This is a genomic window from Shewanella xiamenensis, from assembly GCF_024971755.1.
In the GTDB taxonomy this organism is placed as follows: domain Bacteria; phylum Pseudomonadota; class Gammaproteobacteria; order Enterobacterales; family Shewanellaceae; genus Shewanella; species Shewanella xiamenensis.
Genome location: NZ_CP079718.1, coordinates 570,612 through 591,045, shown reverse-complemented (window position 1 = coordinate 591,045; position 20,434 = coordinate 570,612). Strand labels below are relative to the sequence as shown.

Genomic DNA, 20,434 nt, shown 5'->3' with positions numbered 1-20,434 from the left:
ATCCACATCCATTTTAGTAAGCAAAACGTAAGGAAATACCATGACTAAACAAGCCCATCCCCTAAGCTGGATTGCTGGCTCCACACTTACTGCCCTCGCCCTGGCGATAGGCGTCGTAGGGCTCAGCTTAACCTTTACCAGCACGGGTTATGCCGACGATGGTCGCGAGCTGAATCAAGCCATCCCACAAAATGCAGAATACTCGGCAGAATGTGGCAGCTGCCATATGGCGTACCCCGCAAATTTACTGCCCGCAGACAAGTGGCAGGCAATTACCAACAACCTAAGCAATCACTTTGGTGATGATGCCAGCCTGACGCCTGAAGCAACGGCGAGAATTGAGCAATATCTCGTTCAACATGCCGCGCAAAATGGTAAGGTGATCAAAAATAGCAAACCTTTAATTGCTGATATGGGACCACAAAAAATTACCGAGCAGGCATTTTTTATCCGTAAGCACGATGAGATCCCAAGGCGCATGGTGCAAGATAACCCCAAAGTCGGCTCATTCAGCCAATGTAGCAATTGCCACAACCTCGCAGAGAAGGGCATATTCGATGAAGATACCGTTAATATTCCTGGCTTTGGCCGCTGGGATGATTAACAGCCCAAGCTGTCTAGCCCATGATGACGACCTCTCTAACAAAGTGGTCGAATGGGTGAAGGAGGGTAAAGTATTACCCTTCGACACCATCATGCAACGCTATGAATCACGGTTAAAGGGACGTTTGCTCGACCTTGAGGTCGAGCAAAAACACGGCCGCATCATCTATGAACTCGAAATCCTGCGCGACGATGGCATTGTCTATGAGATTAAGATCGATGCCAAAACGGGTGAATGGCTTAAGGAAAAGGTCGACTAATGCGCTTACTCTTGATTGAAGATGATGCCGACTTAGTAGCTCGCCTCATTCCCGCCCTTAACAAGGCGGGCTATACCGTTGAACATGCCAATAACGGCATCGATGGCGCCTTTCTCGGTGAGGAAGAAGCCTTCGAAGCGGTGATCCTCGATTTAGGCTTGCCCGGTAAGCCGGGTTTAAGTGTGCTGAGCCAATGGCGCCAAAAGGGCCTGCTGATGCCAGTGTTAATTCTTACGGCACGCGATGCTTGGCACGAACGCGTCGATGGCCTTAAGGCCGGCGCCGACGATTATCTCGGTAAACCTTTCCATGTTGAGGAGCTGCTCGCCAGATTAGAAGCGCTGATCCGCCGACACTTTGGCCGCGCCGATAATCTGCTGCAACATGCTGGCGTCTCCCTCGATGTGGATAAACAAGCAGTGACCAATGCCGAAGGGGAAGTTATCGAGCTCACTAAGATTGAGTATCGTCTGTTGCATTATTTAATGGCCAACCCGACTAAGATTGTGTCCAAATCTGAGTTGAGTGAGCGCATTTACGAAGAAGAACAAATCAAAGACAGCAATGTGATTGAAGTGTACGTCAACCGACTTCGCCAACGCCTAGGCAAAGATTATATCGAGACGCGGCGCGGCCAAGGTTATCGACTCAAGGATGCCTAAGCGTGTATTCACTCAAAGCCTATCTCACTAGAAACCTGCTTATCACCCTCACCTGCGCCATGGTGCTATTGCTGTATTTGCTATTTCAAGGCATTCAAATCTTAACCCAAGACTTTGTAGCCTCGCGTCTGCAACACGATGCCGATAGCCTGATCTCCGCCCTCGAACCGCAAGCCGATGGCACTTGGTCACTGAGTACTGACCGACTCCCTAATGTGTATCACAGGGTCAATTCAGGCCATTACTTTGCAATTAACATCGGTGAGCAGTTATTACGTTCCCGCTCGCTGTTTGACCATGCCGTTTCACTCCCCAATCTTAAAATTGGCGAGCAACAACAAGCCACTCAATACGTGGGCTCGGAACACTGGCTGATGTTCAGCCAAACCATAGTCAAGAATGGGCAAACCATCACCCTGTGGGTGACCGAAGACATTAGCTCGCTCGAGCAAACCCAATTACGCTTTCTAGGCTTTGCGGCGGTAGTGGTACTGCTGACCATAATGATCCTACTATTTGCCCAACATCTGTTGCTCAAACGGGGCTTTAAACCGCTAGAGCAAATGCCAGATGCCATCAGGCAACTGCGGCTCCAGGGACAAGAAATCGATACCCAGCACACGCCAACAGAAATTAGCCCTTTGATTGAGGAAATCGAACGCCTCATGAATCAACTGGGGCAAAGGGTACAACGCTCACGCAATGCCTTGGGTAATCTTGCCCACGAAATGAAACGCCCTCTGCAAGGGCTACAATCCTACCTCGATAGCCTAGCGCCAGAGCAAAGACGCGAAGGCAGCAAGGTGCTCGCGGATCTGCACCATATTATTGAGCGAGAGCTTAAGCGCACTAAAATCGTCGGGCTCTCCACTCCGGGGCGTTTCACCGTGCTCAATGACGATCTGCCGCCACTCATCCAAGTGATGCAGCGCATTTATCCAGAGCGCAAAATTGATTATCGGTTTGATAAAGCACTGGTGATTCCCTTTGACCGGGACGACTTACTGGAACTGCTTGGCAATCTGCTCGATAACGCCTGCAAGCATGCGCGTCGACAGATACAGCTTTGTATTGAACAGACAAATACCAGCAATCGAGCGTATCTGATTGAGGTCAGCGACGATGGCGAAGGTGTATCGGATAGCGATTTAACGGTGATTACTGAGCGAGGGATTCGGCTCGATGAGAGCGTTCAAGGCCACGGTTTAGGCCTGTCGATTTGCAAAGATATTGTCGAGAGTTATCAGGGAGAACTTAGCTTTACGCATTCAACACTTGGCGGGTTAAAAGTTAGCGTGATATTACCTCAGCCGCATTAAACGCACAGCAAAGCAAATGCTCGCTGTGCGATGGGAATTACGACTTATAAGGCATAGGGCCGAGATAATCTTTCTTACCCACATCCACACCGTTATGGCGCAAAATCGCATAAGCCGTCGTCACATGGAAATATAAGTTCGGGATAGCATGTTCAATCGCAAACTCATATCCTGTTAAATACTTACCTTCCCAACGCGGTTGAGAAACGTGAATTGTCGCCGCATCGGCAAAATCTGCCTCGGTAAATTGGGCTAAGTACTCGATAACAGAAGCAATACGCGCTTGCAGCTCTGGCAGAGTCGTTTCAGTATCATCATGCTTAGGTACGGTATCTAAATTCCCCGTTAGACGCGCGACCCCAATCTTGGCGGTATCACAGGCAATCTGGATCTGACGGATCAGGTTAAATTGATCGGGTGCTAAGCGGGAATTCAATAATACCGCCATATCCACCTTCTTCAAGTTGGCAAAAATCTCACCCTTTTCCAGAATAAGACTCAAGTTTTTCAGCATCTTGCTAAATTGAACAGCCGTTAAATCATAAAGCATGACATAAACTCCTGTGATAAACGCCACCAGATTGCAGCACTAGAGACTATATTGGGGCAAAAAGGATGATTTCAACAGAGTTAAAATTTCCGCCTTGCTAGGGCGTGTTGACGTTTCGAGACTAAATTTTGTTCGTTCTGGCAAGTACGTGCTCGCGAAACGAGGAATGATGTGTAGTTTACTCAAATGACGAGCGGCTCTTATGACAGAAAGTAAGAGCAAGGGCTTGCCAGACGAACCCTTCGGGCAGCATTTGGCTGACGTTTCTGCTGCGTTATCGTCCGTTTATGTAGAATAGCTACACTGCACGGACTTTGCCTTGCATAAAAGCCAGCCAAATTGCTGCAAAAATACCCCTGAAACGTCAACACGCCCTAGATACAGACGGCTTTTATTGATCCCCAGAAAAATCGAGTATCTCGGGCCATAATCCATCCGTTTTTCCTCTCTCGATTGCTAGACTAAAATGCATAACACCAGTTAAGGTGTTATTTGTGATTCATTTCAAATGAAAATTCACGTTTATTCAGTCTTATCAACAAAGAAATGCCGTAAGGTATAACTATTTACAGCCAACGCAGAAAATAACATAAAAACAATTTCTTAGCATTTATCCAGAAGCTTAACTATCAATCTTCTTTATGCATCAATTAATCGTATTGCCTGAAAAATAAAAGGCCTCGCATCGCTGCGAGGCCTTCTATTTCGAAAGGTTTGAGTTGGCCGATAAGCCGGGTCCTGTCGTGGACAGTCATTCATCTAGGCCTGCAATCGCTCACAGGCTCAAGCGACCTACCCGGTTCCAACGCGAGCCACGCCATACGGAACCCTATTTGGTCTTGCTTCGGGTGGAGTTTACCTTGCTACGGACTATTGCTAGCCGCACGGTGCGCTCTTACCGCACCCTTTCACCCTTACCACCTTAGCCGAGGCTATGATGGCGGTCTCCTCTCTGTTGCACTTGTCGTCGGTTCACACCGCCCAGGCGTTACCTGGCACCCCGCTCTTTGAAGCCCGGACTTTCCTCCCCGTTCTTGCGAACGCGGCGACTGTCTGGCCAACTCGGCGCGGATTATAGCCTAAGCAATCTGCGCGTACCACTGTTAATCCTGCCAGTGTGTGTCTATCTGTTAGATCTGCTTATAAATCAGACTCTAAACCGAACTTATACAGGGCATTCTTTTTAAGACCGTGAATTTGCGCGGCAATGGCGGCGGCCTTTTTAAGCGGCAATTCTTCACAGAGTAACTTGAGTGTGTTGATGGCAACGGTTGGGATAGCTTCATCATCCTCGGCCGCACGGTGACCGTGCACCATCAGCACTATCTCGCCTTTTTGCTGGTTAAGATCGCTGCTGACGGTAGCCAATACCTCAGCCACTGGGCCGCTGAGGAAGGTCTCGAAGGTTTTAGTCACTTCACGCGCCATCACCACCTGCCGCTCACCGCCTAACACTTCAACCATAGTCGTTAGGCTATGTTCGATACGGTGGGGAGATTCATAAAAAATCAGCGTGCGCGGATCTTCCTTAAGTTCAAGCAACTTATCGGCGCGAGCTTTTTCTTTCGAAGGTAAAAAGCCTTCAAAGGAAAAACGATCCGACGGCAAACCTGAGGCACTTAACGCCGTAATCGCCGCACAGGGGCCAGGCAGGGGGATCACCTTAAACCCAGATTGGCGCACATGGGAGACCAAGTGATAGCCGGGGTCTGATATCAGCGGCGTGCCCGCATCGGAAATCAGCGCGATCGACTGCCCTGCGGCTAGCTGATCCACAATCCACTGGGCGCGAGCACGCTCATTATGGTCGTGCAGTGCGATGGTTTTAGTTGAAATGCCAAAATGACTCAATAACTTGCCGCTATGGCGGGTGTCTTCACAGGCAATTAATGCAACCTGGCTGAGCACGTCAATAGCACGTGGGCTCATGTCCCCCAAATTACCAATAGGAGTGGGAACGATGTAGAGTGCGACGCTTTGGTCCATATATACCTCTGTAATGACAGTGCCAAGACTTTCGTCAAGCGCAAGAGAAGGTTAAACTAGAGGCAGCATCTTACCAGAGTGAAGCCCAGTGTTAAAAAGCCTGAATACAACTAAGTTAGTTTCCGTGGCCATTTTATCCGCAGTATTGGCGGGTTGCGGCAGTCAAGCGCCCAGCAGCTCTACCAGTACAGCGCCCACCGTGGCCACCTCTTTAGCCTCTGCTCCATTGGCGCCAAATGTGTATTTAGCACAGGCTGCTAACAGCAAAGATCCTCAGCAACGAGATACTTACCTGCTGCTGGCGGCGCATGCGCATATCAATGCGAACGACTATGCGGCGGCGCAAAAGCTGCTCAAGTCGATGCTGCCAAGCCTGACTCAGGTCCCGACGCTAGTGGCTGAACATAAATACCTGACTGCGCGGGTGCTAGAGCATATATCGACGCCGCTTGATGCTCTGAAAACGCTAACTTACCCAAGCACTTGGGTATTACCCGGCTGGCAAATGGCAGCGTATCATCAATTAAGAGCGCATTTATTCCAACAGAATAAACAGCCTATCGAACAGGTGCGCGAATTAAGTTTATTGACCACCTATTTACCTCCCGCCGAGGCGAATGAAGTCAATAATCAGATCTGGCAAGTGTTGCAACCGATGCACGAGCAAACCTTGCTCGCATTCACCAAAGATGCCAAAAGCCCTGTTTTTGCAGGTTGGTTACAACTGGCGTATATCGCTAAGCATTATGCGGTCGATCCCAACCAACTGGTCCGTTATTTAGGCGACTGGCAAAAACAAAACCCTTATCATCCTGCGGCGGCGAAGTTGCCCGCGGATTTAGATCAAGCGTTAAACGCCAAACCTTATACCCCAAAAAATATCGCTGTACTCTTGCCGCTAACAGGCCAGCGCGCCAGTGCCGCCAATGCGATTCGCCAAGGTATTTTGGCCAGTTATTTAGCTAAACCGAATGAGCAAGTCTCGGTGAATTTTTACGATACTGCTAACGATGCCGTTTCCGCTTATCAGCAAGCGGTAAATGCAGGCGCTGAGTTTATTATTGGCCCGCTACTGCCAAATGAAATCGATCAATTATTGGCGTTAAACACTGGTACCACTTCGTCGACCAACACCCCTACAACCGGCACGCCAGCAGCGCCTGTTGCGGCAAGCGCGCCGATCCCGCAACTATTTTTAAATCAAACAGACAAGTTTGTCGCTGATGTTAATAAGTTTTACTTTGCATTATCGCCAGCACAAGAAGCAGCCGATGCTGCAATACGCATGTATCAAGATGGCGTAACTATGCCGCTGCTACTCGCCAGCAACGATGCTATCGGCAAACGTATGGCCGAGAGCTTTATTCAAGCCTGGAAAAAGAAAAGCGATACGCCCATCGAAGTCTATTACTACGACAGTGGCGATAAGATGAAAACCACGGTGCAAGATGCGCTCGGCGTTCGCGATAGCCAAGCCCGTATTGCGCGCATCAAGGAACTACTGGGCAATTCAGTACAAGCCGATTTTCGCTCGCGCCAAGATATAGATGCGATTTATATGATCTCGACGCCGCAGGAGTTAACCCTGCTCAAGGCCTTTATCGATGTCACCTTTAGCGTCTTTACTCAGCCCGTGCCGTTGTACACCTCGAGCCGTAGCCGTATCGATAATGAATCGAGCCAAACTGCGCAGGATTTAAATAACCTCACTCTCAGTGACGCACCTTGGTTGATGCAAAATGGCGAAGAAAACCTGATGGTTAATACCTTATGGCCCGGCTGGAACAACGGCCAAAAACGCTTATTTGTGATGGGTTATGATGCGATGGATTTAATCAGCAAACTCGCACAAATGCGCTCATTTACTGGTTACCAGTTCAATGGTCGTAGCGGCGTGTTATCGGTCAATCCCGATGGCGTGATTAACCGCCAATTAAGCTGGGGACGCTATCAAAGAGGCAGTTTCCGTCAACTATGACACTCGGACAGCAGGCAGAGTCGCTCGCCCAAGGTTACCTTGAACAGCAAGGTTTAACCTTTGTTGAGCGCAATGTCCGCTATCCCTTTGGTGAAATAGACTTAATCATGCGCCACAAAAAATACTGGGTATTTGTTGAAGTAAAATACCGCTCAGCAAATCAATTTGGTGGCGCAATACAAGCACTTAGCAAAGCACAAATCGGTAGGATTCGCATGGCGGCTAGTCATTATTTACAGAGCCATAAATTGGATGTACCCTGCCGATTCGACGTTGTCGCCATCGAAGATACGCAGATCCAATGGCTGGTCGATGCCTTTTAAACGAGGCTATCGACTCAGCTAATCGAATAATTTTTAACGCTTATGCCTCAACTCCACCGTGGAAATATGGCATCATAGCCACACTTTATCCTGAAAGGATGTATCCATGTTAGAACGCATTAAAGACAGCTTTACTGAATCTATCCAGACTAAAATCGATGCAGCCGAAGCACTGCCAGAATCCATCGCCAAAGCGGCGGAGATGATGGTGCAATGTCTTTTGGGTGGCAATAAAATTCTTGCCTGCGGTAACGGTGGTAGTGCTGGTGATGCTCAGCACTTCTCGGCCGAGCTATTAAACCGCTATGAGATTGAACGTCCACCACTACCAGCCATTGCTCTGTCGACGGACACATCGACTATCACGGCAATTGCTAACGATTACAGCTACGATGAGATTTTCTCAAAGCAAATCTTAGCCTTAGGCCAGCCTGGCGACATCCTGTTAGCCATTTCCACCAGCGGTAACTCTGGTAACGTGATTAAAGCGATGGAAGCGGCACTGAGTCGCGATATGACTATCGTAGCCTTAACTGGTAAAGACGGCGGCGCGATGGCAGGATTACTCAGCGTGGGTGACGTCGAAATTCGCGTTCCTTCGAACGTGACGGCACGTATTCAAGAAGTGCACTTACTGGTGATCCATTGCCTGTGTGACAATATCGACCGCACACTCTTCCCACAGGACGAACAGCAATGAGATATGCTGCCCCACTGTTAATGGTTTGCATGCTACTGCAAGGTTGCGCCGGTGCCGTTATGGTGGGCGCAGTCAGCGGTGCCATGATGGCCAACGATGAGCGTTCAGTGAAGACTCAGCTCGATGATACTAATACTGATTTTAAGATCACCAGTGCGCTACTTGAGCATGAAGATCTTAAGAAACAAACCAATATCACGGGTGTATCGGTAAACGGTAATGTGCTGATGATAGGCCAAGCCCCCAACTCGATGCTGCGAGATAAAGCGGTTAAGGTCGTACAAGACCTTAAGCTGGGCGGTAAAATCCACAATCAGATCCGCATCGGTAATCCAACGTCTTTCACGACTCGCAGTAACGACACTTGGGTAACAACCAAAGTGAAGGGACGTATGCTCAACGAGAAAGAATTGGATGTGACCCGAATTAAAGTGATCACTGAAAACGGTGAAGTCTTCCTGCTAGGGCTGATCCACCGCTCACAGGCAGAGCTTGCTGTTGACATTGCCCGTCATACTGCTGGTGTACGCAAAGTCGTTAAGGTTTTCGAATATATCGAATAACCGATTGAGCCTAAACACTTAAAGTTTAGGCTCGCCTTTTACCGCGGTATCAATTCCTAAAGACTTCACCTGTATGTTATCCATCATCTTGGGTGACTTCTCCACCAACGCTCCTATCCAAGGTAAAAACAGCGAAGGCAGCACAATCAAAGCGGCACCCAGCCAACTTAAGCCATCCAGCCATTCATCAAACAGCAGCCAGCCTAAGAAGACGATAAATAACAAACCAGTATATTCGGCAATCGCAATATCACTCGCCTGCGCTTTACGGTAAGCCAGTACACAGAACCAATGATAAATCAGTAAAAAGGCATTACTAAGTAGTGCAACCGCGAGCATTTCCCAGCTCAGTCCCTCCAATCCCTGAAAGGCTGCAATAACTAAAGTCGCAGGAATCCCCAGCAAGTTATAGAGCATTAAGGTTAATACCGGATGCTCAGTATTAGGCACTTTTTTAAGCATCAACTGATTGATAGCAAAAGTAAATGCTGAAAATAACACCGCTAATCCAAACCAGTTCATCTCGCTCGGCCTGAGGATAATTAAGATCCCCACAAAGCCTAACAGTGTGCATATTACTTGCCCTGTGGTAATCCGCTCCTTTAAAAACCAATATCCCATCAAAATAATCATCAGGGGGGCCGAGTAAAACAGGGAACTGACTGTGGCTAAAGGCAATGCCATCAATCCAATAATTAAAAAAAGCGCGCCAACCGAGCCTATGTTGGCACGCCAAAGGTGAACCGAAATATATTCCGTCTGCGGTCGCTGCGAGTACAACCAAATCGGGGTTAACATGAGTACTGAAGTGATTTGTCTCACGAGTAGAAAAGTGGCTGCATTAGCATCTTCTGGCAACCATTTGATCGATACATCGTAAAAAGCACTAAATAGATTACCCACTATCAATAAAATCAAACCGATAACAACAGGGCGCTGCATTTTAACTATCCGTAAATCTCAATGCTGGCATGATAATCCCCGCAAAACTTAAGCTGAAATGATGCTTTCTCATGCTAGATGAATTAAATTCATACTAAATCGTTTAGACGTTGAAAATCATGAGAAAGCTTCCACCCTTACGTGCGCTGCAAGTATTTGAAACTGCCGCGAGGCAACAACATTTTTCCAAGGCTGCCGTCGAGCTTTGCATTACCCAAAGCGCGGTTTCACACCAAGTGCGTGTATTGGAGGAGTACTTTGGTGAACAACTTTTTGATCGTCAGGGGCGTAAACTACAGCTCACGCCCAAAGGCCAGAGCTTATTTATTGAGTTAGAAAGAATTTTTAATGAGTTAAGCGATCTTAATCTCAAAATCCGCGACACCCCAAATCAACAACTCTGTTTGGCGGTATACAGCTCATTTGCGGTGAAATGGTTGATCCCAAGGTTAGCGGATTTTCGGCGCCAATATCCCAGCGTTAAAATTCGCCTCGAGATGATCACTCAAGACCCCGATCTCAGCACCAGCACGGCCGATATCTTTATCGCAGGCAAACTCAATCAACGGGGTTATTGGCAACAATTACTGCACAAGGAACGCCTGATCCCCGTATGTAGCCCTAGCCTTTATCCTAAATGGCGCGAGATTAACTTGGGCAATTTTCAGCAACAAGCATTACTGATTGTGGATGAAGGCCCACTTGGACTCGATTGGCATAAGTGGTCATCGGCGCATAAAATCCCCCTGAACAACGAGCAACAACATATTTTTAGCCACATAGTGATGGCAATTGAGGCGGCGATTGCCGGACAAGGTATCGCCCTCGCCCCTGATTTTATGGTGGCCGGCGATATCAGCACCGGACGACTGGTAGCGGTAAATCTACCCGATGTTAATACGGGTTTTGAATTTTGTTTTTTGTGCAAACAGCGACGCCTAAATGAACCCGCCATTGCTGCATTTTCTTCTTGGTTAAAATCGCAGGCCTAAACGCTTAGCTTTGTATCAAACAGCCCAATAAATAACAGACATAAAAAAGCCGACCTAAGAATAGGTCGGCTTAATAACGTGTTGTGTAATGCGCTTTTTAGGGCAAATTACACTAACAAACCAATCTTCTCGTACACCTTTTTAAGCGTCACTTCAGCACGAGCTTGGGCATTTTCAGCACCCGCTCTCATCACTTGATCAAGGTAAGCACGGTCAGCACGCAGCGCACGATAACGCTCTTGCAGTGGCTCTAACATGCCCACTACCGCTTCACCCGCGGCGCCTTTTAAATGACCATACATCTTGCCTTCAAACTCGGCTTCGAGGCTGGCAATGCTTTGACCTGTAATACCTGACATTAAGCTCAGCAGGTTGGATACACCTGGCTTGTTTTCCATATCGAAACGCACCACTGGCGGCTCGTCACTGTCGGTCATGGCTTTTTTCAGCTTTTTCATGACCGCTTTAGGATCTTCAAGCAGACCAATTACGTTGTTACGGTTGTCATCCGACTTAGACATCTTCTTCAGAGGGTCCTGTAGCGACATCACCTTAGCGCCATGCTCAGGGATAAAAGGCTCAGGGATGGTAAACGTGTCGCCGTAAGCATTGTTAAAGCGAGTCGCGATATCACGTGTTAACTCAAGATGTTGCTTCTGATCTTGACCAACCGGGATTTCATTCGCTTGATACAGCAGAATATCCGCCGCCATCAACACCGGATAACCAAACAGACCCACGTTAATATTGTTGGCGTGCTTTTGTGACTTATCCTTAAACTGCGTCATACGGCTCAGCTCACCCATTTGGGTATAGCAATTTAACGCCCAACCCAGCTGAGTGTGCTGCGGCACTTGAGATTGGATAAATACCGTGCTCTTCTTTGGATCGACACCACAGGCTAAATACAGTGCAAGCGTATCTAAGCAAGCCTCACGCAATGCTTGAGGGTCTTGGCGCACGGTAATGGCATGCAAGTCCACCACGCAATAAAGGCAGTCGTGGCTATCTTGCATGGCAACCCATTGACGCAATGCACCCATGTAGTTACCTATGGTTAATTCGCCGGACGGCTGTGCACCGCTGAGTACTATGGGTTTGGTCATTACGTCATTGCTCCAAATAAAGATAAAAAGAATCGATTAAACTGCCTGGCCGACATTTAGCCAGCTAAGGATCTCGGCAAACTGCTCGCACACCGCGTCAGGGCCAGTGAGCCCAATATCTTCACCGTAGTTGTAGCCATAGGTCAAGCCGATTGATGCAACACCTGCTGCTTTCGCCGCTAAAATGTCGTTTTTAGAATCGCCCACCATCAACAACTCACTTTTATCGAGTTGCCATTGCGCTAATAAATGCTCTAGCGGTAATGGATCCGGCTTCATCTTCGCCAGCGAATCGCCGCCAAGCACTAAGCTAAAAAAGTCATTAATCTTAAAGGCTTCAAGCAGCGGCAAAGTAAAGCGGTAGGGTTTGTTTGTCACCACTGCCAGCTTAAATCCAGCGTCAAACAGGGTTTGTAGCACTTGATGCACATCGGCATAAAGTGCGCTGTGCTTCTCAAGATTTTCTTGATAGTGATGCATAAAAATCGGCATAGCCGCATCTAATGCCGTTTGCTCAACGTCTGCGCCTAAAGCGTGGCTCATGGCACGGCGCATAAGCATTTCAGCGCCATTACCCACCCAAGTTCTCACCTGAGCTTCAGTGCAAGTCGCCAAATCTAACTCGGCGAGTGCCGCCTGTGTCGCAACTGCCAGATCAGGCACACTGTCAATCAGTGTGCCGTCGAGATCAAAGGCAATCGCCTTAATCTGTTTCCGCATTATTTGGCCTCGACTTTCGCTAACTCGGCACGCATTTCATCGACAACGGCTTTATAGTCTGGTTGACTAAAAATAGCCGACCCAGCGACAAACATATCGGCACCTGCGGCAGCAATTTCGGCAATGTTATCCACTTTTACGCCACCATCGACCTCTAAGCGAATATCAAAACCGCTCGCATCGATACGCTCACGCACTTGGTGTAATTTATCTAAGGTCGAAGGAATAAAGGATTGGCCACCAAAGCCTGGGTTGACCGACATCAGCAGGATCACATCTAACTTATCCATCACATGGTCAAGATAATGCAGCGGTGTTGCAGGGTTAAACACTAAACCTGCCTTACAACCGGACTCTTTAATCAGTTGCAAAGTACGGTCGATATGCTCAGAGGCTTCGGGATGGAAAGTAATAATAGAAGCGCCAGCCTTAGCAAAATCAGGCACGATGCGATCAACAGGCTTAACCATTAAATGCACGTCGATCTCCGCCGTAATGCCATAGTCGCGTAACGCTTTACACACCATAGGACCAATGGTTAAGTTCGGCACATAGTGGTTATCCATCACATCAAAATGCACTACGTCAGCCCCTGCATCTAACACGGCTTTAACGTCATCCCCTAAACGGGCGAAATCGGCGGATAAAATCGATGGAGCAATTAAAAATGGGCGCATAGGACACTCGCTGCTATTGAACAAAAAGTGCCTTATTTTACCCTTAGCTAGGTAATGCCTCTATAGCAAATGCCACATTTATCGCGATTGAAACCCAATAGAGGCGCAATTCGCACACTCATAACGTACGGTAAACTCAAGGAGATGCTGAATCGTTAGAAAGATTTTAGTGAAGATTGATAAATTATTGTTCATAAACTAAGCGAGTTTGTTATACTCGGGTCGCTAACGTGGATCATTTAGTGGTTTCAAAGGAAGTATCATGAAGGGGCGGTTAACACAGTTTTCACACATTTTAGGCTCGGTGACCTTTAAGTCATCGATGATGTTGGCATTTACCGCAGTGGTAGTCGCCTCCTTAGCCTTTGGCGTGGAAAAACTCACCGCAAGTAACGATACCTCCGCCTGCGCTTGCAGTAGTGATACTCGTTACAACAATAGCTTACCTAGCAGCCATCCGAATAACCGTTGTGCTGAACAGGCGCAAACTTTAAGTTGGAAGACTTGGCTTACTGGCAAAAATCGCTCTAGCCAGTTCCATTTTGTCGACTTGCTTGAACTGCTCCATGGTCATCAAGATAAACCTATCGATGACATGAAACCTGCCAATTCACAACAGTCCTATTGATGCTAAGCCGGATCTGGCAAGTCTTTCACAGTACGATAGCCGCCTTCTTTGGGGTGCAGTCAGATAAAAATCGCCAAAAAGACTTCCAGACCAATTCACCATTACCGTACATTTTGATGGGAATCGTGTTAACGATAGCCTTAATTGCCAGCCTTATTTTGCTGGTTAGCCAAGTCGTTAGCTAAATAAGTAAATAACTGAAACCTTCAATCATCAGTAATTAGTCTTTAGTCATCCTGCGGATCGTAAGTCTCATCGTATAAAGCAATCAACTCGTCAACTTTATTGCGGCCACTACCATTTTGGCTAATGTTGCGTTGCACTTGGATCTTAGCGAGATGCGCGCCGCGATACAGTTCTCGCGTCAGCGGAATATCATGGTTGCTAATCACAACAGGAATGCGCTGTTCAAGAGCCATATGCCGCGAATAACGCGCGAGCAACGCCTGATCATCTAAGCTAAAGCCTGCACCGACATAGGTAGTAAAACTCGCCGTGGAGGATAATGGCGCATAGGGTGGATCACAATAAATCACATCACCAATTCGGATTTGTTCAAAGGCTTTTTCATAGCCAATGCACTTAAATTCGGCGCGTTGCGCTTTCTTTGAAAAGGCCAAAATTTCCTTTTCGGGGAAATAAGGCTTCTTGTAGGAGCCAAAGGGTACATTAAAGCCGCCTTTGCGGTTATAACGGCACAAGCCATTAAAACCATGACGATTCAAGTACAGAAAATAAACCGAACGCAGGAAAGGATCGCGAGATTTATTAAAGTCTGTACGCACGCGATAGTAGGCTTCCTTCTGATTCATCTCATCGACAAATAGCTTCTTAGCAGCCGCAATGTACTCCAAGGGCCTTTCTTTGACTATGTTGTAGAGATTTATCAGGTCTTGATTGATATCGCAGAGTAAATAGCTGGGATAGTCAGTATTTAAAAATACCGAACCTGCGCCAACAAAGGGCTCAACTAAACGCTCACCCGTGGGCAAATAGTTCGAGAGCTCATCCACCAATTTAAATTTTCCGCCAGCCCATTTCAGGAAGGCTCTATGTTTTTTGATCATTTAACTTGATGAATGCCGACAAAAATAAAGGCCATGATTGTACTCTGTTTATTCTGAAATTTCACCGCTTGGAAGCGCATCTTGTAATTGATAACCACCTAGCTCAGCCCATTTTTTTATCATGGGTTGACTCAAACGATATTGTTTGACCAATTCTGCGGCAGCCCGTTGCGCCGATTGGCTGTCGCTAAACTGCCCCACCAGCACCACCCAAAATTGTTTGTATTTAGCGACTCGAATATCCGGCACAGAATGCAGTTTTTTCAACAGCGACTCGACTGTGTCACGCTGGGAGACTGTAGCTATTTGGATGGTATAACCGGACGTTGGCCGAGTTTTTACATTAGTTATTGATGCAGCCGTGATGCTCTTCGCTGGATGAACGTTATCGTTCTTAGCGATATCTTCATGTGATGTATTGTTACTAGCAGTCACAACATTGTTTTCGGCCTTACTTGTAGCTTCATCAATCGGTTGTGTTATGGCGGACTCATTCTCGGCTGGAGTCTCACCATGAAATCCCGCCAAAGGATCGGCTTGCAGCGCCGCTTGCGATAATAAAGACTGCGCTAACGACTCCTCACGTTGTTTAAAATAGGGCGTTAATATCCGTTGACCATGGGCTAAAAACTCGTCGGAATCCAATGCGGGATAAGTGACCACGTCAAGCACGGGCTCATCGGAAAAGGGTTGAGCTAATCCAAACCAAATCAAAAAGGTAATCAACAAGCTGCAAAGTCCAATCAACGCTAGCTTATATTGTACCCAGGCTGACTTCTTCTCACTCTGGCCATGTAGCGCCAGTTCCAGCAAGGTAACGACTTCCTGAGGAGTACCCGTTTGTTTTTCAAGTTGTGCGCGAACAATGTCTCTTGGAGTAAATGGATTTTGGTCACTGTATCGCAGCAAGGTTTGATACAGTGCTTCCCGCTCAGGCAAACTTAGCGGTTCAATACTAATAGGCAGGATTTGCCGCCGGAGAGAATCGGGTAATTGTGGCAATAAATCGGCTAAAAATGCAGGAGGAACCGTCAAGGTCACAGCTATCCGCTGTCCCGCACACTGAATTTGATTGAGTATGATGCATTCTGCCCATAGCTCTTTTGAGAGCAAATGAGCATCATCGATGATGATATGTAACGGTTTACTTTGATTTTGAGCTACACGTAGAATGGTTTCGGCTAGGGGTATCTCATCATCAAAAATGGGGGATGACATCAACTGCACTAAAATCTTGCGACGAATCTCAGCGTTATCGGCATGCATGGGACAAATAACCAGCGCCGCATTTGAATCATCAAAATCGGTAGCTAATGCAGTGAGCAGCGTTGTCTTGCCCGAACCTTGGCCGCCAACAAGCACCAGCAATTGGTCGCTATAACTGGCAACATGATGCAATCTTTGTATGAGGGCTTCCTGTGAGGGAAGCAAGACTTGCCCCTGAAATGTCACTCATCCACCACACAAGGTTTATGCGCAGCAGATAACCTGTTCTAGGGTAGATTCAGAGACTTGACTAAATACTTCCGCTCGACCAATGGCCGTTGGAAGTACCAGCCGGATCTGACCGCCTAACACTTTCTTATCGCGACGCATATGTTGAATAAAACTGTCGAAATCCATTGATTCCGGCGCTTTTACAGGAAGATCGAAGGCTTGAAACAATTGCACAATACGACGGACAATTGACTCATCAACCAATCCTAAAGACTTAGCGGTTTGAGCAGCAAGGACTGTGCCAGCCGCAACGGCCTCACCGTGCAACCAGTTACCATAGCCCATCTCAGCTTCAATAGCATGACCAAAGGTATGCCCAAGATTCAAAAGCGCGCGCACGCCCTGCTCTGTTTCATCTTGGCTGACCACATCAGCTTTAATTTCGCAGCAGCGGGAAATCACATAGACTAAGGCTTGAGTGTCTAAGCTTTTTAGTGCTTGAACATTATCCTCAAGCCATTGAAAAAACTCAGCATCCCACATAATGCCATATTTAATAACTTCCGCCATCCCCGCAGCAAACTCACGCGCTGGCAAGGTCTTTAAACAGTCAGTATCAATAATGACAATTTGTGGCTGATAAAAAGCCCCTATCATATTTTTACCCAAAGGATGATTGACCGCCGTTTTGCCGCCAACCGAAGAATCCACTTGGGATAAAAGCGTTGTAGGGATTTGAATAAAATCGATACCACGTTGATAACATGCCGCGGCAAACCCCGTCATATCACCAATCACCCCTCCACCGAGGGCCACCAACACAGAATCTCGGCCATAATTACGTTGCAGTAAAGCCGAAAAAATAACATCTAAATGCGTTAAATCTTTAAATTGTTCGCCATCGGGAAGGATGACACTAGATACCTCACCAAACGAAGCCATCGTGTCTTGAACCTGGTTTAGATACAAGGGCGCGACGGTTTCATTGGTGACGATAAGGATACGTTTTTTCAGCAGATAGCGAGACAAAGTCTCGCTATCACTCATCAAACTCTGGCCAATGTAAATGGGGTAACTACGTTCACCTAAATTAACCTGAATTTGTTGTGTCATTCTGCCTAGAAACCTAATTTCTCAACGATTTGATTCGCAACAACCTTTGCACTTTGATCATCAGTTTTAACGATCACATCAGCAATTTCTTCGTACAGAGGGTTACGGATTTCTGCGAGGCTCTCTAATACTTCTCGCGGATCATCTACTTGCAGTAATGGGCGACGCTTGTCTCTTTGAGTTCGCGCAACCTGTTTGTCGATAGTGGTTTCGAGATAAACCACAATACCGCGAGCAGATAAATGATTACGGATATCTTTGCTCTGAACTGAACCACCACCAGTGGCAAGGACAATACCCTGTTTTTCAGACAGATCAGCAATAACCTGAGCCTCACGACGGCGGAAACCTTCTTCGCCTTCTACATCAAACACCCAAGCAATATCAGCGCCAGTGCGTTGCTCAATCTCTTGATCTGAATCGTGGAATTCTAAATGCAGCATTTGCGCCAGATGGCGACCAATTGTGCTTTTACCTGCGCCCATTGGGCCTACCAGAAAAATATTACGTTTTTCAGCCATTTCTTGTACGTCTGAATCTTAATGAAAAGTATGCCTATATCGACTCATGATCAAGCCGACCTACTGTATGTTACCTTGCTCTTATGAGACTTGACCGAGGATTATCTCAGTTTAATGTCTAGTCTGGCAAGTGATGCTCGCTATTTATGGTAAGAATTGTATTTTATAAATAATAAAGCCAGCAAGTGGTGCTGGCTTTATCCGAACGACTACATAGAGTTAGAGTTTCTCATTCACAATTTTAGGTGTTACAAAAATCAATAGCTCTTGGCGCTCATTCTTGTCGGTACTGTTACGGAATAAGAAACCGACCAAAGGAATGTCTCCCAAAATAGGTACCTTGCTAACCCGGCTAATCAAATTCTGCTGGTAGATACCACCTAATACAATGGTTTCGCCATTGTCGACAAGTACTTGAGTACCAATACGCTGTGTATCAATCGCTACTGCTGGACCTGTCGGCGTATCCACCGTTTTGCCCTGTGAGTCCTGCGTAATCTCAAGATCCAGAATCACACGATTGTCCGGTGTAATTTGTGGTGTCACCCTTAGTGACAACACCGCCTTTTTAAAGGTCACCGAGGTCGCACCGCTTGACGTGGATTGTACGTAGGGAATTTCAACACCCTGCTCAATATACGCCGATTTTTGGTTAGAGGTCGTGATACGAGGACTAGCAATAATTTCACCTTTGTTTTCTTGCTCTAGTGCACTGAGCTCTAGATCCAAGATAGTACCGTCAGCGAGCTTAGCCACATGGAAGGCGATGCTAGTTGGGTTAGTGACGGCCGCAGGCAAGTTCACATTCAAACGATTATCTAAACTTGGTATTGTACCATTGGCAATATCGCCGGCCCCTTCTAGAGAACCAGAGGTCCCTTTATCACCCTGCTGATCAGTCACTCCCCAGCGGATACCCAAATCTTCGGACACGTCATCCTTTACGGTAACCATACGTGATTCAATCAACACTTGGCGGATCGGAATATCAAGCACCTCAACCAAACGATGAATATTTTCGATGATTTCAGCGGTATCTTTGACGAGTACCGTATTGGTACGCTCATCAACGGCCACAGAACCGCGAGGAGACAATAAACTTGAGTCAGTGCCTTTTAATAGCTCAGCAATGTCGGTCGCTTTGGCATAGTTAATCTGCAGGTACTCAGAATAAAGCGGCGCAAGCTCTTTAACTTCCTGTTTACTTTTGAGATTTTGACTTTCGCGAATCGCAAGTTCTTCACTCGGCGCCACCATCAAAATATTACCTTCGATGCGTTTATCGAGTCCTTTGGTTTGCAAAATCAAATCCAGTGCTTGGTCCCAAGGTACATCGTCAAGCCTAAGAGTAATATCTCCCTCAACAGTATCACTGGTCACTAAGTTAAAGTTGTTATAGTCAGCAATAATCTGTAATACGGTACGAACAGAAATATTCTGGAAGTTTAATGAAAGGGTCTTACCGTTATATTTCTTAATATCTTTAGTCGCTACAGTACGTTCAACCTTATTAATCGACAACCTAAAGAGGTTATTTTCCTGCTTATAATTGAACTCATAATTACCCGATACATCAACTATGATGCGAGTCGTTAAGTCATCTTTAAAGGTTTCAAAGTTTTTAACTGGCGTAGAAAAATCCTGTACATCCATCACATACAACAAGTCATTGTTGATGTCAGTGTTGTAAAGCTGAACCTCAAGTTTGGCACCAATTTGCTCAACGTTGGCCGCAACAGAGCGGCTATTTAGGTAGACTAATAAATCGCCACCGCCATTTTCATTACGTCGAAAATCAATATTTTTAATACTATTTACAAATGGGCTATTTGCTGTTGCCTGAGAATTCACAACCTCATCATTAATGGTTAAGCGATAAGAATTACCAACTACGCTACCTTGATAAGGTTTGACTTTGGATAAACCTAAAGTCACTGTTAAACGCGCATCTTGCTGCGAGGTCACGAGATCTTTAACACCGACCTGATTAATCGGTAAGCGATCTTTAGAAAGACCAGAAATACTATCATCAAAGGTCAATACCAGCTCAGCAGGCGATGCATTTGAATCAATTTGTGGAGCCGAAATCGCATCCTCAAATATTAACTCGACCTCTAACTGATGATCGACTAAAGCATGGTATTTCACATCCATTAGCCGATTTGCCGCAAAGCTCGATGGCAAAAATCCAAATAGTAATGCGATCCCAATAACAGACTTAACTAAGCCTGAAGATAAAAACGATAACGGGATTTTTATCGCGGCAGAAGATTTCATTGTTCCCTCA

General features: G+C 46.7%; 22 protein-coding genes and 1 other RNA gene. 11 read left to right on the top strand and 12 right to left on the bottom strand.

Annotated elements, in window-relative coordinates; translation table 11 throughout:
- Positions 1 to 40 precede the first annotated feature (40 nt).
- From KXJ80_RS03685 to KXJ80_RS03670, 4 genes are read left to right on the top strand one after another with little or no spacing between them, the layout of a single operon-like run.
- Complete coding sequence (locus tag KXJ80_RS03685; protein WP_218737849.1) at positions 41 to 604, top strand: diheme cytochrome c; 564 nt, start codon at positions 41 to 43, stop codon at positions 602 to 604.
- Positions 597 to 863 (top strand): PepSY domain-containing protein, encoded by a 267-nt coding sequence (locus KXJ80_RS03680; RefSeq protein WP_037423059.1) that lies wholly within the window; start codon positions 597 to 599, stop codon positions 861 to 863. The genes KXJ80_RS03685 and KXJ80_RS03680 overlap by 8 nt, the downstream gene beginning before the upstream one ends.
- Positions 863 to 1,525 (top strand): winged helix-turn-helix domain-containing protein, encoded by a 663-nt coding sequence (locus tag KXJ80_RS03675; RefSeq protein WP_037423056.1) that lies wholly within the window; start codon positions 863 to 865, stop codon positions 1,523 to 1,525. The genes KXJ80_RS03680 and KXJ80_RS03675 overlap by 1 nt, the downstream gene beginning before the upstream one ends.
- A gap of 2 nt (positions 1,526 to 1,527) precedes the next feature.
- Positions 1,528 to 2,844 carry a sensor histidine kinase gene (locus tag KXJ80_RS03670; RefSeq protein ID WP_218737848.1) on the top strand — a complete coding sequence of 439 codons (1,317 nt, stop codon included), beginning with the start codon at positions 1,528 to 1,530 and terminating at the stop codon, positions 2,842 to 2,844.
- Positions 2,845 to 2,881: 37 nt separating this feature from the next.
- On the opposite strand, the gene KXJ80_RS03665 is transcribed toward KXJ80_RS03670, so the two are convergent.
- The 3 genes from KXJ80_RS03665 to rsmI all read right to left on the bottom strand — a co-directional run bounded on the left by KXJ80_RS03665 (position 2,882) and on the right by rsmI (position 5,380).
- Entirely contained in the window at positions 2,882 to 3,394 is a 513-nt protein-coding gene (locus KXJ80_RS03665; RefSeq protein ID WP_037423051.1) for a DUF1993 domain-containing protein, read from the bottom strand.
- 711 nt (positions 3,395 to 4,105) lie between these two features.
- Positions 4,106 to 4,459: RNase P RNA component class A (rnpB, locus tag KXJ80_RS03660), an RNA gene on the bottom strand.
- Positions 4,460 to 4,534: 75 nt separating this feature from the next.
- Positions 4,535 to 5,380, bottom strand: coding sequence for a 16S rRNA (cytidine(1402)-2'-O)-methyltransferase (rsmI, locus tag KXJ80_RS03655; protein WP_037425136.1), 846 nt, complete (start codon positions 5,378 to 5,380; stop codon positions 4,535 to 4,537).
- Positions 5,381 to 5,468: 88 nt separating this feature from the next.
- On the opposite strand from rsmI, the gene KXJ80_RS03650 reads away from it, so the two are divergent.
- The 4 genes from KXJ80_RS03650 to dolP all read left to right on the top strand — a co-directional run bounded on the left by KXJ80_RS03650 (position 5,469) and on the right by dolP (position 8,944).
- On the top strand, positions 5,469 to 7,358 hold the full coding sequence (locus tag KXJ80_RS03650) for a penicillin-binding protein activator (RefSeq protein WP_218737847.1): 1,890 nt from the start codon (positions 5,469 to 5,471) through the stop codon (positions 7,356 to 7,358).
- On the top strand, positions 7,355 to 7,681 hold the full coding sequence (locus KXJ80_RS03645) for a YraN family protein (RefSeq protein WP_037425142.1): 327 nt from the start codon (positions 7,355 to 7,357) through the stop codon (positions 7,679 to 7,681). Before KXJ80_RS03650 ends, KXJ80_RS03645 begins: the two co-directional genes overlap by 4 nt.
- Before the next feature lie 106 nt (positions 7,682 to 7,787).
- Positions 7,788 to 8,381 (top strand): phosphoheptose isomerase, encoded by a 594-nt coding sequence (locus KXJ80_RS03640; protein WP_011070670.1) that lies wholly within the window; start codon positions 7,788 to 7,790, stop codon positions 8,379 to 8,381.
- Entirely contained in the window at positions 8,378 to 8,944 is a 567-nt protein-coding gene (dolP, locus tag KXJ80_RS03635) for a division/outer membrane stress-associated lipid-binding lipoprotein (protein ID WP_037424203.1), read from the top strand. Before KXJ80_RS03640 ends, dolP begins: the two co-directional genes overlap by 4 nt.
- Before the next feature lie 18 nt (positions 8,945 to 8,962).
- Here the strand turns inward: dolP and KXJ80_RS03630 are convergent, their stop codons facing one another.
- The gene (locus KXJ80_RS03630; protein ID WP_218737846.1) at positions 8,963 to 9,886 is read right to left on the bottom strand and encodes a DMT family transporter; all 924 of its coding nucleotides are present in this window, start codon (positions 9,884 to 9,886) and stop codon (positions 8,963 to 8,965) included.
- A 119-nt stretch (positions 9,887 to 10,005) separates the two neighbouring features.
- Between KXJ80_RS03630 and KXJ80_RS03625 the strand changes: the two genes are divergently transcribed.
- Positions 10,006 to 10,878, top strand: a complete 873-nt coding sequence (locus tag KXJ80_RS03625) for a LysR substrate-binding domain-containing protein (protein WP_218737845.1) — start codon at positions 10,006 to 10,008, stop codon at positions 10,876 to 10,878.
- Positions 10,879 to 10,985: 107 nt separating this feature from the next.
- Here KXJ80_RS03625 and trpS read toward each other — a convergent pair whose 3' ends face one another.
- Genes trpS through rpe form a run of 3 tightly spaced genes read right to left on the bottom strand, consistent with a single transcriptional unit; the run spans position 10,986 to position 13,381 of the window.
- Positions 10,986 to 11,984 (bottom strand): tryptophan--tRNA ligase, encoded by a 999-nt coding sequence (gene trpS / locus KXJ80_RS03620; RefSeq protein WP_069454027.1) that lies wholly within the window; start codon positions 11,982 to 11,984, stop codon positions 10,986 to 10,988.
- Positions 11,985 to 12,020: 36 nt separating this feature from the next.
- On the bottom strand, positions 12,021 to 12,704 hold the full coding sequence (locus KXJ80_RS03615; protein WP_218737844.1) for a phosphoglycolate phosphatase: 684 nt from the start codon (positions 12,702 to 12,704) through the stop codon (positions 12,021 to 12,023).
- On the bottom strand, positions 12,704 to 13,381 hold the full coding sequence (gene rpe / locus KXJ80_RS03610) for a ribulose-phosphate 3-epimerase (protein ID WP_259474527.1): 678 nt from the start codon (positions 13,379 to 13,381) through the stop codon (positions 12,704 to 12,706). Before rpe ends, KXJ80_RS03615 begins: the two co-directional genes overlap by 1 nt.
- A 262-nt stretch (positions 13,382 to 13,643) precedes the next feature.
- On the opposite strand from rpe, the gene KXJ80_RS03605 reads away from it, so the two are divergent.
- Together KXJ80_RS03605 and KXJ80_RS03600 are read left to right on the top strand one after the other, a co-directional pair.
- The gene (locus KXJ80_RS03605) at positions 13,644 to 14,009 is read left to right on the top strand and encodes a hypothetical protein (RefSeq protein ID WP_037424190.1); all 366 of its coding nucleotides are present in this window, start codon (positions 13,644 to 13,646) and stop codon (positions 14,007 to 14,009) included.
- The gene (locus KXJ80_RS03600) at positions 14,009 to 14,194 is read left to right on the top strand and encodes a DUF2970 domain-containing protein (RefSeq protein ID WP_218737842.1); all 186 of its coding nucleotides are present in this window, start codon (positions 14,009 to 14,011) and stop codon (positions 14,192 to 14,194) included. Before KXJ80_RS03605 ends, KXJ80_RS03600 begins: the two co-directional genes overlap by 1 nt.
- Before the next feature lie 42 nt (positions 14,195 to 14,236).
- Here KXJ80_RS03600 and KXJ80_RS03595 read toward each other — a convergent pair whose 3' ends face one another.
- The 5 genes from KXJ80_RS03595 to KXJ80_RS03575 all read right to left on the bottom strand — a co-directional run bounded on the left by KXJ80_RS03595 (position 14,237) and on the right by KXJ80_RS03575 (position 20,424).
- A complete protein-coding gene (locus tag KXJ80_RS03595; protein WP_037424184.1) occupies positions 14,237 to 15,076 on the bottom strand; it encodes a Dam family site-specific DNA-(adenine-N6)-methyltransferase in 840 nt (279 codons plus the stop codon).
- A gap of 48 nt (positions 15,077 to 15,124) precedes the next feature.
- Positions 15,125 to 16,528 (bottom strand): AAA family ATPase, encoded by a 1,404-nt coding sequence (locus KXJ80_RS03590; protein ID WP_218737841.1) that lies wholly within the window; start codon positions 16,526 to 16,528, stop codon positions 15,125 to 15,127.
- An 18-nt stretch (positions 16,529 to 16,546) separates the two neighbouring features.
- Positions 16,547 to 17,626 (bottom strand): 3-dehydroquinate synthase, encoded by a 1,080-nt coding sequence (gene aroB, locus KXJ80_RS03585; RefSeq protein ID WP_099457283.1) that lies wholly within the window; start codon positions 17,624 to 17,626, stop codon positions 16,547 to 16,549.
- Positions 17,627 to 17,631: 5 nt separating this feature from the next.
- Positions 17,632 to 18,147 carry a shikimate kinase AroK gene (gene aroK, locus KXJ80_RS03580; protein ID WP_037424170.1) on the bottom strand — a complete coding sequence of 172 codons (516 nt, stop codon included), beginning with the start codon at positions 18,145 to 18,147 and terminating at the stop codon, positions 17,632 to 17,634.
- A gap of 219 nt (positions 18,148 to 18,366) precedes the next feature.
- The gene (locus tag KXJ80_RS03575; protein ID WP_218737840.1) at positions 18,367 to 20,424 is read right to left on the bottom strand and encodes a type IV pilus secretin PilQ; all 2,058 of its coding nucleotides are present in this window, start codon (positions 20,422 to 20,424) and stop codon (positions 18,367 to 18,369) included.
- Positions 20,425 to 20,434: the final 10 nt, after the last annotated feature.

What these genes read in the sequence shown, in the direction of transcription:
- KXJ80_RS03600 (WP_218737842.1), top strand. Translation starts at nt 14,009, where the DNA reads ATGCTAAGCCGGATCTGGCAAGTCTTTCACAGTACGATAGCCGCCTTC.
- KXJ80_RS03675 (WP_037423056.1), top strand. Translation starts at nt 863, where the DNA reads ATGCGCTTACTCTTGATTGAAGATGATGCCGACTTAGTAGCTCGCCTC.
- KXJ80_RS03640 (WP_011070670.1), top strand. Translation starts at nt 7,788, where the DNA reads ATGTTAGAACGCATTAAAGACAGCTTTACTGAATCTATCCAGACTAAA.
- KXJ80_RS03645 (WP_037425142.1), top strand. Translation starts at nt 7,355, where the DNA reads ATGACACTCGGACAGCAGGCAGAGTCGCTCGCCCAAGGTTACCTTGAA.
- rsmI (WP_037425136.1), bottom strand. Translation starts at nt 5,380, where the DNA reads ATGGACCAAAGCGTCGCACTCTACATCGTTCCCACTCCTATTGGTAAT.
- aroB (WP_099457283.1), bottom strand. Translation starts at nt 17,626, where the DNA reads ATGACACAACAAATTCAGGTTAATTTAGGTGAACGTAGTTACCCCATT.
- KXJ80_RS03605 (WP_037424190.1), top strand. Translation starts at nt 13,644, where the DNA reads ATGAAGGGGCGGTTAACACAGTTTTCACACATTTTAGGCTCGGTGACC.
- trpS (WP_069454027.1), bottom strand. Translation starts at nt 11,984, where the DNA reads ATGACCAAACCCATAGTACTCAGCGGTGCACAGCCGTCCGGCGAATTA.
- dolP (WP_037424203.1), top strand. Translation starts at nt 8,378, where the DNA reads ATGAGATATGCTGCCCCACTGTTAATGGTTTGCATGCTACTGCAAGGT.
- KXJ80_RS03575 (WP_218737840.1), bottom strand. Translation starts at nt 20,424, where the DNA reads ATGAAATCTTCTGCCGCGATAAAAATCCCGTTATCGTTTTTATCTTCA.
- KXJ80_RS03615 (WP_218737844.1), bottom strand. Translation starts at nt 12,704, where the DNA reads ATGCGGAAACAGATTAAGGCGATTGCCTTTGATCTCGACGGCACACTG.
- KXJ80_RS03625 (WP_218737845.1), top strand. Translation starts at nt 10,006, where the DNA reads ATGAGAAAGCTTCCACCCTTACGTGCGCTGCAAGTATTTGAAACTGCC.
- rpe (WP_259474527.1), bottom strand. Translation starts at nt 13,381, where the DNA reads ATGCGCCCATTTTTAATTGCTCCATCGATTTTATCCGCCGATTTCGCC.
- KXJ80_RS03665 (WP_037423051.1), bottom strand. Translation starts at nt 3,394, where the DNA reads ATGCTTTATGATTTAACGGCTGTTCAATTTAGCAAGATGCTGAAAAAC.
- KXJ80_RS03595 (WP_037424184.1), bottom strand. Translation starts at nt 15,076, where the DNA reads ATGATCAAAAAACATAGAGCCTTCCTGAAATGGGCTGGCGGAAAATTT.
- aroK (WP_037424170.1), bottom strand. Translation starts at nt 18,147, where the DNA reads ATGGCTGAAAAACGTAATATTTTTCTGGTAGGCCCAATGGGCGCAGGT.
- KXJ80_RS03680 (WP_037423059.1), top strand. Translation starts at nt 597, where the DNA reads ATGATTAACAGCCCAAGCTGTCTAGCCCATGATGACGACCTCTCTAAC.
- KXJ80_RS03685 (WP_218737849.1), top strand. Translation starts at nt 41, where the DNA reads ATGACTAAACAAGCCCATCCCCTAAGCTGGATTGCTGGCTCCACACTT.
- KXJ80_RS03630 (WP_218737846.1), bottom strand. Translation starts at nt 9,886, where the DNA reads ATGCAGCGCCCTGTTGTTATCGGTTTGATTTTATTGATAGTGGGTAAT.